Source organism: Ochrobactrum sp. SFR4 (assembly GCF_019730395.1).
GTDB lineage: Bacteria > Pseudomonadota > Alphaproteobacteria > Rhizobiales > Rhizobiaceae > Pseudochrobactrum.
Map to the genome: position 1 here is coordinate 182,439 of NZ_JAAPBB010000002.1, position 12,295 is coordinate 194,733.

Annotated in this window: 11 protein-coding genes; 6 read left to right on the plus strand and 5 right to left on the minus strand. The window is 51.3% G+C overall.

Features of this window, described 5'->3' with window-relative positions; all coding sequences use genetic code 11:
- Positions 1-149 precede the first annotated feature (149 nt).
- Complete coding sequence (locus HBA93_RS03100; protein WP_286201722.1) at positions 150-797, plus strand: LysE/ArgO family amino acid transporter; 648 nt, start codon at positions 150-152, stop codon at positions 795-797.
- Here HBA93_RS03100 and HBA93_RS03105 read toward each other — a convergent pair.
- A complete protein-coding gene (locus tag HBA93_RS03105) occupies positions 771-953 on the minus strand; it encodes a hypothetical protein (protein ID WP_122092893.1) in 183 nt (60 codons plus the stop codon). The genes HBA93_RS03100 and HBA93_RS03105 overlap by 27 nt on opposite strands.
- Before the next feature lie 367 nt (positions 954-1,320).
- Here HBA93_RS03105 and cysS point away from each other — a divergent pair, with 367 nt between their 5' ends.
- The 4 genes from cysS to rarD all read left to right on the plus strand — a co-directional run bounded on the left by cysS (position 1,321) and on the right by rarD (position 6,003).
- A complete protein-coding gene (cysS, locus tag HBA93_RS03110) occupies positions 1,321-2,835 on the plus strand; it encodes a cysteine--tRNA ligase (protein WP_221722304.1) in 1,515 nt (504 codons plus the stop codon).
- A complete protein-coding gene (locus HBA93_RS03115) occupies positions 2,817-3,305 on the plus strand; it encodes a GFA family protein (protein ID WP_122010513.1) in 489 nt (162 codons plus the stop codon). The genes cysS and HBA93_RS03115 overlap by 19 nt, the downstream gene beginning before the upstream one ends.
- Positions 3,306-3,351: 46 nt before the next feature.
- Positions 3,352-4,965: a citramalate synthase gene (gene cimA, locus HBA93_RS03120; protein ID WP_221722305.1), complete on the plus strand. Its 1,614-nt coding sequence runs from the start codon at positions 3,352-3,354 to the stop codon at positions 4,963-4,965.
- Between the two features lie 117 nt (positions 4,966-5,082).
- Positions 5,083-6,003: an EamA family transporter RarD gene (rarD, locus tag HBA93_RS03125; RefSeq protein ID WP_221722306.1), complete on the plus strand. Its 921-nt coding sequence runs from the start codon at positions 5,083-5,085 to the stop codon at positions 6,001-6,003.
- A gap of 70 nt (positions 6,004-6,073) precedes the next feature.
- Here rarD and pssA read toward each other — a convergent pair whose 3' ends face one another.
- The 4 genes from pssA to HBA93_RS03145 form a co-directional block, all read right to left on the minus strand.
- Positions 6,074-6,898, minus strand: coding sequence for a CDP-diacylglycerol--serine O-phosphatidyltransferase (pssA, locus tag HBA93_RS03130; RefSeq protein ID WP_121992854.1), 825 nt, complete (start codon positions 6,896-6,898; stop codon positions 6,074-6,076).
- Positions 6,898-7,596, minus strand: a complete 699-nt coding sequence (locus tag HBA93_RS03135) for a phosphatidylserine decarboxylase (protein WP_122092888.1) — start codon at positions 7,594-7,596, stop codon at positions 6,898-6,900. Before HBA93_RS03135 ends, pssA begins: the two co-directional genes overlap by 1 nt.
- 286 nt (positions 7,597-7,882) lie before the next feature.
- Positions 7,883-9,769 carry an ABCB family ABC transporter ATP-binding protein/permease gene (locus tag HBA93_RS03140; protein WP_121992852.1) on the minus strand — a complete coding sequence of 629 codons (1,887 nt, stop codon included), beginning with the start codon at positions 9,767-9,769 and terminating at the stop codon, positions 7,883-7,885.
- 215 nt (positions 9,770-9,984) lie between these two features.
- Positions 9,985-11,295 carry an Ig-like domain-containing protein gene (locus HBA93_RS03145; RefSeq protein WP_221722307.1) on the minus strand — a complete coding sequence of 437 codons (1,311 nt, stop codon included), beginning with the start codon at positions 11,293-11,295 and terminating at the stop codon, positions 9,985-9,987.
- 336 nt (positions 11,296-11,631) lie between these two features.
- Between HBA93_RS03145 and HBA93_RS03150 the strand changes: the two genes are divergently transcribed.
- Complete coding sequence (locus HBA93_RS03150; protein ID WP_121992850.1) at positions 11,632-12,237, plus strand: LOG family protein; 606 nt, start codon at positions 11,632-11,634, stop codon at positions 12,235-12,237.
- Positions 12,238-12,295 lie beyond the last annotated feature (58 nt).

Below are 12,295 nucleotides of genomic sequence, written 5' to 3' on the forward strand. Positions count from 1 at the left end.
AAAACATAACCTACAGTGCATCCCGAAAAGTGGTTGTCGCCTACACGGGGAAATCAGTCCACCGGACTGATTTCTTGTCCCGCTTCGATCGGATAAGATGCACGTTGATGTAAAGTTTGCATCCCGAAAAGTGGTTGTCGGTTTTCGGAATGCGTGTTGAATCTAAAAAGAACGGGTTTGTCGTGGGAACTGCAGCAATTTCGGGCTTTCTGCTCGGATTATCCTTGATTGTCGCCATCGGCGCGCAAAATGCCTATATTCTGAGACAGGGACTGCTGCGCCAGCATGTGTTTATTCTCTGCCTGATCTGTGCTTTGTCTGATGCCTTGCTGATTGCCGCAGGCGTTGCAGGGCTTGGCACACTGATCGCAAAGTCTCCTTCATTGATTATGGTGGTGACGGTTGGCGGCGCGGCGTTTCTTTTCTGGTACGGCTTTTCCGCTTTTCGTCGCGCCATGCATCCTGACGGGTTGCTTGCTGGAAATGGCGGCGCTGTCAGTTTGAAAGTTGCCGTCGGGACTTGTCTTGCGCTGACATTCCTCAATCCGCATGTCTATCTCGATACGGTCGTGCTGGTTGGCAGTCTCTCTGCCCGTTTTGAAGGGCAGACGCGTTTGGCCTATGGGCTGGGTGCGGTAACAGCCTCATTTGTCTGGTTTTTCTCGCTCGGTTATGGTGCGCGGTTGCTGCAGCCGTTTTTCGCCAAACCATCCGCATGGCGTATTCTCGACTGCATTATCGGCATCATTATGTGGGCGATTGCGTTTAGCCTACTTGGTCGCCTGTTGTGGCCTTAAAGTCTTATCCGACGGCAGATAAGAGACGTGCAGCCGCTTTTCATCGTGGTGGCTGCGCGGTGCCGACCTGAGAGCTGCCGCCAAAAAGGCCGGGCCGATTGCGCGGTATTGTTCTGTAAGCTGATCTTTTTTAGATGTGCTGAATATCTTTTTCATGATGTTTCCTTCCCTTACTCAGAGCTCTCATTATCGTGAAAAATGGGACTGAAGCATGGCTGGAAATGTGCAAATCTGAGCGCAAATCAGGGTATTGTCACGGCGGTTATGCAACTTGCCATGATTGTCACCGGTAACAAAAATCTCAGAGCTCTCTCTTGACGCGACGCAGGATCAGAGAGATAAGTGCTGTCATGAAAACACCATTCGCAAACACCATTTGTATTATTGCGGTAATTATTCGCTAGCAGATTGCTGGCTCGGATGTTTTCGTCTTCCTTTTCCTTTTGAAGCAGACAAATGCACCGGCCAGCAGGCTGCGCAAATCTTGTTTGTGCTTTAGAACCGTATGTTAAAGGGAAGTCAGATGTCTGCCACTGAATTGCGTTTGTATAATACGCTGACCCGCAGGAAAGAGGACTTTGTTCCGATCAATCCTGACCATGTGCGCATGTATGTCTGCGGCCCGACAGTTTATGACTTTGCTCATATAGGCAATGCGCGTCCGGTGATCGTGTTTGATGTGCTGTTTCGTCTGTTGCGCCATGTCTATGGTGAGAGCCAAGTGACTTATGCGCGTAATCTCACGGATGTTGATGATAAGATCAATGCCCGTGCCGTACGCGATTATCCTGATCTGCCGCTCAATGAAGCTATTCGCAAAGTCACGGAAAGCACCAATGCGCAGTTCCAGAGTGATGTAACGGCGCTTGGTAATCTGGAGCCTTCCAGCCAGCCGCGTGCAACAGAACATCTGGAGGAAATGCGCCAGCTGATCGAGCGTCTGATTGAGCGCGGTCATGCCTATGTAGCCGATGATCATGTGTTGTTTGCGGTTAAAACCATGACAGGTGAGCACGGCCCGCGCTATGGCGCACTTGCCCGCCGTTCACTGGATGAGATGATTGCCGGTGCGCGCGTGGATGTTGCTTCCTACAAGCGCGACGAGATGGATTTCGTGTTGTGGAAACCATCCAAACAAGGAGAGCCGGGCTGGCCGTCTCCGGCCGGTATTGCAGTGAATGGTCGTCCGGGCTGGCATATTGAGTGCTCGGCCATGTCGATGGCTAAATTGCTGGAACCGTTTGGCGGCGGTCTGAAATGCGATGATCCGCTGAAAAATACCTTCGACATTCATGCCGGTGGTATTGATCTGGTATTTCCGCACCATGAAAATGAAATGGCTCAGTCATGCTGCGCTTTTGGTTCAGAGCGCATGGCTAATATCTGGATGCATAACGGTTTTCTGCAGGTCGAAGGTCAGAAAATGTCCAAATCTCTGGGCAATTTCATTACCATTGACGATGTGCTGAAATCTGAATTGCCGCAATTGGCCGGCCTTGTTGTGCCGGAAGACTTCCGCCGTCGCTGGACCGGCATGGCCGCGCGTCTTTCCATGTTGCAGACCCATTATCGTGAGCCGATCAACTGGACGCAGCAGCGTCTGAATGAATCCGGTGAAGAACTGGCCAAGTGGTATCAGTTGGTTGCAGAGCAGTCTGCCAAGCCTGATGCTGCAAAAGCTTCGGTCTTCGCTGATGCCGTAGGCGATGATTTGAACACATGGGCAGCGCTCACCGAGTTGCGTAAAGCCTATAAGCAGGGTGATGTGGAGGTGTTGGTTTCTGGTCTCAATCTGCTTGGCCTTTATGATGCACAATTGCTGGCTGAAGCTGCGCAATATTTGTTCAGCAATGCCGCAGATGTCGACACTGCGGATGTTGAAAGACAGATCGCTGAGCGTTTGGCATTCATCAACGGGAAAAATTGGGCGGAAGCTGACCGTATTCGTGACTCATTGCTGGCACAGAATATTCAGCTGAAGGACGGAAAAGATCCGGTTACGGGAGAGCGGGTGACATCATGGGAAGTGAAACGCTGAGTGAAGTACCCGTCGTAAGCGGCGGCTGCCAATGTGGCACTGTGCGCTTTCGCGTAAAGGGGCAGTTGGGCAGCGCATCCATCTGCCATTGTCGTATGTGTCAGAAAGCATTCGGCAATTATTACGCGCCGCTGGTTTCCGTTAAGGAAGGCACATTGGAATGGACGCGCGGAACACGAAAACTGTTTCGCTCGTCCAACCATGTTGAGCGCGGCTTTTGTGCCGATTGCGGTACACCGCTGACCTATGAAGCGCCGGACGGACTGGCGCTTTCAATCGCTGCCTTTGATCAGCCGCAAGACATTGTGCCGGAGGTGCAATGGGGGCTGGAGGGCAAATTGCCTTATCTGGATCAGCTGAGCGCTTTGCCCGCCTATACGACGGAACGTGATCCGGAAAGTATCGAGTTTGTACGCACGCTGGTGTCTTATCAGCATCCCGATCACGATACGGACACATGGCCGCAATAAGCAACAAGCAAGGCACATAAATACGGATATGGAGGAAAGAACAACAATGAAAAAAGAGCGTATCTATATTTATGATACTACCTTGCGCGACGGCCAGCAGACACCGGGAATTGACTTCTCCGTATCTGACAAGAAAGCCATTGCCGCCATGCTGGATGAATTCGGTGTGGATTATGTTGAAGGTGGTTATCCGGGTGCAAATCCGACAGATACGAGCTTTTTTCAGCGTAAACACACCTCACGGGCAAAGTTTGCTGCTTTCGGCATGACCAAGCGTCCGGGTGTTTCCACCTCCAATGATCCGGGCATGTCTGTACTGCTGCAGGCTTCGAGCGATGTTATCACCTATGTTGCTAAGAGCTGGGACTATCATGTGCATCTGGCGCTTGGTTGTTCTCTGGAAGATAATCTGGAATCGATCACTTCATCAGTCACTGCTGCGCGTATGGCCGGTAAGGAATGTATCGTCGATTGCGAGCATTTTTTCGACGGGTTTAAGGCCAATCCTGATTATGCGCTGGCTTGCGCCAAGGCGGCCTATGGTGCCGGTGCGCGATGGGTGGTGCTGTGCGATACCAATGGTGGTACGCAACCGGGTGAAGTTGGTGATATTGTCCGTGCTGTTAAGAGTGTTGTACCGGGTGAGTGTCTGGGCATTCATGCGCATAATGACACGGAACAGGCCGTTGCCGTGTCACTGGCCGCAATTGATGCCGGTGTGCGGCAGGTGCAGGGCACGCTCAATGGTATCGGTGAGCGTTGCGGCAATGCCAATCTGGTTACGCTGATCCCGACACTGATGCTTAAACCTGTCTGGGCAGACCGCTTCGAGGTCGGTATCAGCATAGATGCTCTGGCGGGTATCACAAAACTTTCCCGTACCTTTGATGATATTCTCAATCGCGCACCGAATGATCAGGCGGCTTTTACCGGCAGTTCAGCCTTTGCCACAAAAGCAGGCATCCATGCCTCTGCTTTGCTGAAAGATCCTAAGACCTATGAACATGTGCCGCCGGAAATGGTGGGCAATCATCGTCGTGTTATGGTGTCCGATCAGGGCGGCAAGTCCAATTTTATTGCAGAGCTCAACAAGCGCGGTATTCAGGTTGCCAAGGATGACCGTCATCTTGATACGCTGATTGCGCTGGTCAAAGAACGCGAAGCGCAGGGTTATGCTTATGAAAGTGCAGATGCGAGTTTTGAACTGCTCGCCCGTCAACAACTTGGTGCGGTGCCGCAGTTTTTCCGTGTTGAAGCTTTCCGCTGTATGGTTGAGCGCCGCTATGACAGCAATGGCTGCCTGAAAACCGTGTCGGAAGCGATTGTAAAAATCATCATCGACGGTGAGGAACATTTGTCTGTTGCGGAAGGTCATGGTCCGGTTAACGCGCTTGACCTTGCATTGCGCAAGGATCTTGGCCGCTATCAGGAGGAATTGGCCGATCTGGAACTGGTCGATTTTAAAGTGCGTATCCTCAATGGCGGTACGGAAGCGATCACCCGCGTTCTGATCGAGTCGCATGATGCCAGCGGCCAGCGTTGGCGCACAGTCGGTGTGTCCGACAATATTATTGATGCATCCTTTCAGGCACTGATGGATTCGGTCGTTTATAAGCTGATGAAAAATCGCGAGCTTGCGGGACATATTGCAGCAGAATAAAATTTGCCGTTTGCGGATAAAGTAAAACGGGAGTACCGATTGTTACTGATGTAAATGTAATGAACGGCTCCCGCTGTATGATAAAGCCCGAGACCGGAAATCTGAGGACAACTTGTTATGAATGACCGGTCTCAACAGGCGATGCCGGAAGCAACGCGTGGTTTTATCTTCGCGATGCTGGCCTATTTGTTTTGGGGACTTTTCCCGTTTTACATGAAGGCCGTCGCCCATATTCCGGTTGTGGAGGTGCTGGCGCACCGCGTGATCTGGTCTTTGCCTGTAGCGGCCGTCATTTTGGTTTTTATGGGACGTACCAAGGATGTCGGTGCCGCATTGCGTAATCCGCGAACATTGGCAATGGCTTGTCTGACAGCCTCCCTGATCACACTGAACTGGGGCGTTTATGTCTGGGCGATTTTCAATGATCATGCGCTGGATGCCGCACTTGGTTATTATATCAACCCGCTGGTCAATGTGCTGCTCGGCGCAATTTTCCTTAAAGAGCGTCTGACAAGAGTACAGCTGGTTGCTGTATTCCTTGCCGCTGCTGCGGTGGTGTTGCTGACAGTAGAGCAGGGCGGTTTGCCTTGGGTATCTATCATTCTGCCACTGTCATTCGGCTTTTATGGTTTCTTCCGTAAATCTCTGCCGATCGGCCCGTCACAGGGCTTTATGCTGGAAGTGATCATTCTGTTCATTCCGGCCAGCGCCTATGCAATCTGGCTGTATACACAAGGGCAGGATCATTTTGTTACCGGTACACCAGCGGATATTTCTCTGCTGATGCTGGCCGGTGTGGTGACTGCTGTGCCGCTGATTATGTATGCCATCGGTGCGAAACTGCTGCGCTACACCACGCTGGGGCTGATGCAGTATATTACGCCGACCATGCTGTTCCTGATCGCTGTTTTCGCTTTCAAAGAACCATTCAACACAACGCAACTCTATGCATTCGCACTGATCTGGGCAGGTTTGATCCTCTATACATGGTCAATCCTGAAAGAGGCGCGGGCAGATAAAATCGCTGCCAAAGCATAAAACAAAATAGCAGAGTTAAATAAAAAGCCCCTCATTTGAGGGGCTTTTTATGGCTGTTGTCTGAACCGGTTCATACCTGATTTTCAGAGGATTTTTTTTCTTCGGCCATTAAGCGGCGCCTCCATGCCAATGCACTGAAAGGCAGGAATACCAGATAGGCCAAGGCCGTCAGTGTCAGTGTCTGCCAGGTAAAACTCATCAGAAAACCGGCATAGATTACCACGCCGAGGATCAGCGGCATCACAAAATCACGGCGGATAAAGCTGCCTGCGGTTTTGCCGTTATAAACCGGCAGACGACTAACGAGCAAAAAGGCAATCACAATCGTAAAGCCTGCGGTACCATAGGCCAAAGCCTTACTTGGCAGTACGCCGAGAAATCCGGAATAAACCGGCAGCAAAACCAGCATAGCACCGGCCGGTGCCGGAACACCGATAAAATAATTGCCTTGCCATGCCGGCCGGTTCGGATCTTCCAGCATTACATTAAAGCGCGCTAAGCGCAGGCAGCAGGCAATTGTATAGATCAGCGCCGCAATCCAGCCGAACGAACCGGCCTGATCCAGCATAAACAGATAAAGCACCAGTGCCGGAGCCACGCCGAAATTCACGATGTCGGCCAGAGAATCCATCTGGGCACCGAATTTGGAAGACCCTTTCAGGAGCCGCGCAATCCGTCCGTCAATACCGTCGAGAAAGGCCGCTAACAGCACCATGGCCACGGCCTGTTCGAAACGATGCTCAATCGCCAGACGGATACCGCTTAACCCTGCACAGATCGCAAGAACGGTAATCAGATTAGGAATAATAATCCGCATCGGGATTTCGGAAAAGCGCGGACCGCGCCCTTCCGTATTGCCATTTGGATCCAGCGGCGGGAAAGGTGCTTCAAGCATCAGGCAATCCGCACGGTTGGCGCAGTGCGCGTTTCATCAAATTCTGCCAGAACGGTTTCGCCTGCCACAGCCGTCTGGCCGACAGCAACACGGGCTACAGCGCCTTTTGGCAGATAAATATCATTTCGCGAACCAAAGCGGATCAGGCCGAAACGCTCACCGGTTGAGAGATCATCGCCGGTTTTCGACCAGCAAACGATACGACGGGCCACCAGACCGGCGATCTGCACCACGGCAACGGTACCATGGGCACTGTCGATCAGCACAGAATTGCGCTCATTCTCGGTGCTGGCTTTGTCCAGTTCTGCATTCAGAAACTTACCCGGACGGTGCATCACGGCAGTGATTTTGCCGCGTACCGGCGCACGGTTAATGTGTACTGAAAACACATTCATGAACACACAGATACGCAGCATCGGCTCTGTACCCAGATCCAGCTCTGCCGGAGGGACACACATGCCAACGGAAGAAATCTTGCCATCCGCAGAGCTGATGACGAGCTTGTCATCCAGCGGCGTGATACGCAGCGGATCACGGTAGAAATAAATGCACCAGATGGTCAGCACCATCCCTACCCAGAACAAAGGTTCCCACAACCAGCCAAGCAAAAGCGATACAACAAAAAATGCTGCAATAAAGGGGTAACCCTCACGGTGGATAGGAACAAAAGTATTGCGAATGGTATCGGACAGGCTCATCGGTTTTCCTCAGATTTTCCGCTTCAATAACGCAAAGTAACAGCGTTTAAAATGATTAAGCGCAATCAGCGCAATAAAATTCATGATATTCGTGTTTTATCATAACAAAATGCGCACAGAACATCACTGTAAGCATCCGTTCTGATTTTTACATTCCGCGTACAGACGGAATCAAAACGGTTCAGGTGATGATAACACCACCGGAACCGTCGCCATTGCTGCTTGTATAACAATGAACAGCCAGCGCGAACATCTGCTGCCATCATAGAGGATCATCCGTGCCCTGTCATTCTCCAGCAGGAGCACCGCGGGTCACAACACCAAGTTCGTCACTTTCACGGACCTGACGCAGACGTGCTTCCGCTTCATCAGCTTCACGCTGACGATCCCACATCGATGCATAGAGCCCGCCTTGTACCAGCAAATCACGATGTGTGCCGCGCTCGGCAATCTGCCCGTCTTTAAGCACAATGATTTCATCAGCGCTGATAACAGTCGACAAACGATGCGCAATCACCAGAGTGGTGCGGTCACGGCTGACCAGATCCAGAGATTGCTGAATATCCTGCTCGGTTGCCGTATCCAGCGCCGAAGTCGCCTCATCAAGGATCAGGATCGGCGGGGCTTTCAGAATTGTGCGTGCAATCGCTACGCGTTGTTTTTCGCCGCCGGAAAGTTTCAGACCGCGTTCACCGACCATCGACTGATAGCCTTCCGGCAATAGCTGGATGAAACGGTCGATCTGTGCCAGCTTGGCAGCCTGTTCCACTTCCTGCTCTGTTGCCGACGGGCGTCCATAGCGGATATTATAGGCAATTGTATCGTTAAACAGCACGGTATCCTGCGGCACCATACCAATCGCATGGCGCAGGCTGACCTGTGACACATCGCGGATGTCCTGCCCGTCAATTGTCACCGAACCCTGCTGCACATCATAGAAGCGGTACAGCAGGCGGGAGATAGTTGACTTGCCCGCACCGGACGGCCCTACAATCGCAATGGTCTTGCCGGACGGCACTTCAAAGCTGACATTGCGCAGGATCGGACGGGACGGGTCATAGGCAAAACTGACATTGTTGAAACGGATTGCCCCTTGCGAGACAGCCAGAGCCTGTGCTTCCGGTTTGTCTTTGACCTCTTCCTCAACTTCGAGAAGGTCAAACATCTGTTCAATATCGGTAAGACCCTGACGGATTTCACGATAAATGAAGCCGATCATATTCAGTGGCAGTGACAGCTGCATCAACAGCGCATTGATGAAGACAAAATCACCAAGTGTATGCGTTCCGGCCTGTACTTCGCGGGCAGACATCACCATCAGGATCATCATGCCGACACCGAAAATCACGGCCTGACCAAAGTTCAGCCAGCCAAGAGATGTCCATGTCTGGGTTGCCGCTTTTTCATAGCGCGCCATTGAGCGGTCATAGCGCTCGGCTTCCATCGCTTCATTGCCGAAATATTTGACGGTCTCAAAATTCAGCAATGAGTCAATTGCTTTGGTATTGGCGTCCGTATCGGAATCATTCATCTCCCGGCGGATATTAATGCGCCAGTCACTGGCTTTGACTGTGAACCACATATAAAGCCAGACCGTTGCCGCCACCACGATGAGATAGCTGACACCATAGGCAAATCCGAAAATTGCAGCTGTCAGTGCAAATTCCAGCAAGGTCGGCACCGAGCTCAGGATAGTGAAACGCACAATGGTTTCGATGCCTTTGACACCGCGTTCAATCACGCGGGACAGGCCGCCGGTACGACGCTCAAGATGAAACCGCAGCGACAATTTATGCATATGCACAAAAGTGCGATAGGCAAGCTGACGCACCGCATATTGCCCGACGCGGGCAAATAATGCATCGCGCAGCTGGTTCAGGCCGGCCTGAATGATACGTGCCAGATTATAGGCAACGACCAGCATCAAAGCACCGACAAAAATCTGCGGCACCCAGCTTTCCGGTTTAAAAGAGCCGTCCAGCGCGTTTGTCGCCCATTTGAAAAAATAAGGTACCAGCATCAGCACAAATTTGGCGATGACCAGATAGAATGTCGCCCAGACGACCCGCATTTTGAGATCATGACGCTCACTCGGCCACATATATGGCCAGAGTTTCGCCAGTGTTTTCAGGGTCTGACCGGATTCTGCCGAGACTGTTTTTTGTTTTTTCATAATTTCTTTTAACGCCACGGACGACCCGCTGCCGTCGCCCTCATTCTATAAGCATTTCTTTTTCCGCAATGCTGCGTGCGGTTTTCTGCTTGTCCTATCATGTCTGCGGGCATGATACGAACAAAACTGCTGCACAATGTTGTGAAACTATCAGGACGAGCAGAAGCACATCATTATTTTATGCGCTGTCTCTGCTCGTATTTCAACTTGTCACTTTACGGTAGTTTCTGCTTCACATCCTGCTCGCTGAGCGGGGTTTTTGGCATGACGAAAACCTGCCCCGGCCAGATCAGGTCAGGGTTTTTAATCTGATCGGTATTGGCCAGATAAATCGTGGTATAACGCGTGCCGCTGCCATAAGTACGCTTGGAGATTGTCCAGAGATTATCGCCTTTGCGGATAATCACTGATCCTTCTGCTTTTTCCAGAGGCTGCGCCTGTGTCTCCTGGGCGGACGGGTTGCCGGTTGTGGCCTGTGCGGCATCAGGTGCGGTTTGCGCTGCAATTGCGGGAGCAACAGCAGCAATATTCTCACCGGCTTCACGGCGGAACGGAACACGCGCTGTCGCCAGAATCTTCCCGCCTTTATCCATCAGATCGGCACGAATAATATAGTCACCAACAGCAAGAGGTTGCTGGGTCTGCACCAGATAGCGCCCCTCCGGAGTGATGATTGCTGTGCCAAGCAAAGTCTCATTCGCTGAAACATTAACTGTCTGACCGCCGCGTGCATGACCGGCCACAAATACCGAGCGGCCTTCAATCTCCACAGCTTCCACGGCAATGCTGACATCATCCTGCGAGTTGCCTTCTGCCAGCCCGCCCTGTACCGCCTGCGACGGCAGCAGGGTAACTGCAGTATCACTGCCATGTGCTGCTGCCGGTGCATCTTTATTTTCTGGTGTCTGCGCAGCATTTCCGCCGCTGGCCTGCGGTGTGGTAATCATGCGGCTGGCCTGACCCGGTTCTTCAACAAGTGCGAGAACCTGACCATCCGGTGTTGCAGGAACGGAGAGGATCGCGGTCTGCTGTGATGTTGCAACGGAGTTATCTTCCGCGGTTGCACGCAGAACCAGCTGATAATCGCCGCTTTTCAGTGCCTCATCCAGAATAATAGCAAAGTCACCGTTCTCGCCTGCTTTGGCCGAGCCGAGTACACGGGTTTTGGATATGACATCAACCACAGAATTTGGTGCAGCTTTACCGGCAATAACCAGTGAGCCGTTGCCTTCTAGACGCAGCACATCAAAAACCGGAACTGTAACACTTTGTTCCGGTGTTGCTTTTTCGGAAGGCGATGGTTTGGTATCTTCTGGTGCAGCAGCATTGCCCGCAACAGGCTTGTCAGTCTGGGCAAGGGTTTCAGGCTGAGCAGTCGTGGCAGACTTGTTATCTGTTGTTGTTTTTGAAGCAGGCGCCTGCGGAGGCTGGTCCGTTTTCTGCGGAGCCATGCTGAAATATGCGAGAAGACCACCTGCTATAACTACAGCAGCAAAACCGGCAAGCGCATAACGACTATTCTGCATACGGGACTGACCCTTTTAACACCAAGCTTAAAAAAATATTATAACATGCTGTGTCTGCTTATAAATCCAAATGTATAAGCTGCATATTTGCCAACAACTAGCGCTTTTTTATTGTTACAGCAAGAATATCACATATCAGCACCAAAATTCTTGTCACATATTACAAGATAAGATGTCCGGCTTGCATCGTTCTCTATGCAAGCCCATGATTTTAAAAAGACTTCGGAAACAGTGGTGAAAGCACCGATATTTTATGCGGATTTTCACCAACCAAATTCAGAACCGAATTCACGATAGAAACTTGACGGCAAACAGCCCGCACGCGAAAAAGAAAGCATGAGTAAGATTCGATCAATATGTGTCTATTGCGGTTCTTCAACCGGCAATAATCCGGTTTACCGGGAAGCAGGGCTGGCTCTTGGCCGCTCGATTGCAGAAAATGGTCTTCGCCTGATTTATGGCGGCGGCACAAAGGGAATTATGGGTGCGGTTGCGGAAGGCGCTTACAAAGCCGGCGGCAAAGTCACCGGTATTATTCCGACATTCCTTCTCAATAAAGAAGCTGACGGCAAACAGAATGAAATGCTTGATGAGCAGATCATTACCGAGAATATGCATCAGCGCAAACAGCTGATGTTTGAACGCTCTGATGCGTTTGTAACACTGCCGGGTGGTATTGGTTCTGTTGAGGAAATCGTGGAAATGATGACCTGGGCACAGCTCGGCCATCATAAAAAGCCGATGGTTTTCGCCAATATCAATCATTTTTGGGAGCCGATGATTGCCATGCTCGATCATATGCGCACAGAAGGCTTTATCCATACCGGCCATCGTGTGCAGCCAAAAATACTCGATACTGTGGAAGAGATTATTCCTTATATTTTTGATGCAGCCGCTAAAGGTGATGCATCGGGTGATGAAGAGATTATCGCCCGTATGTAAGCGGAGTTTACGACTATTAGAGCACCGGGCGCGCCGTTGGGTGCACAAAACTCGCTCT

Bases quoted from the DNA above. Each gene is read 5' to 3' on its own strand.
- HBA93_RS03150 (WP_121992850.1), top strand. From the start codon at position 11,632: ATGAGTAAGATTCGATCAATATGTGTCTATTGCGGTTCTTCAACCGGC.
- HBA93_RS03135 (WP_122092888.1), bottom strand. From the start codon at position 7,596: ATGAGCCTGTCCGATACCATTCGCAATACTTTTGTTCCTATCCACCGT.
- cysS (WP_221722304.1), top strand. From the start codon at position 1,321: ATGTCTGCCACTGAATTGCGTTTGTATAATACGCTGACCCGCAGGAAA.
- HBA93_RS03115 (WP_122010513.1), top strand. From the start codon at position 2,817: ATGGGAAGTGAAACGCTGAGTGAAGTACCCGTCGTAAGCGGCGGCTGC.
- rarD (WP_221722306.1), top strand. From the start codon at position 5,083: ATGAATGACCGGTCTCAACAGGCGATGCCGGAAGCAACGCGTGGTTTT.
- pssA (WP_121992854.1), bottom strand. From the start codon at position 6,898: ATGCTTGAAGCACCTTTCCCGCCGCTGGATCCAAATGGCAATACGGAA.
- HBA93_RS03100 (WP_286201722.1), top strand. From the start codon at position 150: ATGCGTGTTGAATCTAAAAAGAACGGGTTTGTCGTGGGAACTGCAGCA.
- HBA93_RS03145 (WP_221722307.1), bottom strand. From the start codon at position 11,295: ATGCAGAATAGTCGTTATGCGCTTGCCGGTTTTGCTGCTGTAGTTATA.
- HBA93_RS03140 (WP_121992852.1), bottom strand. From the start codon at position 9,769: ATGAAAAAACAAAAAACAGTCTCGGCAGAATCCGGTCAGACCCTGAAA.
- cimA (WP_221722305.1), top strand. From the start codon at position 3,352: ATGAAAAAAGAGCGTATCTATATTTATGATACTACCTTGCGCGACGGC.
- HBA93_RS03105 (WP_122092893.1), bottom strand. From the start codon at position 953: ATGAAAAAGATATTCAGCACATCTAAAAAAGATCAGCTTACAGAACAA.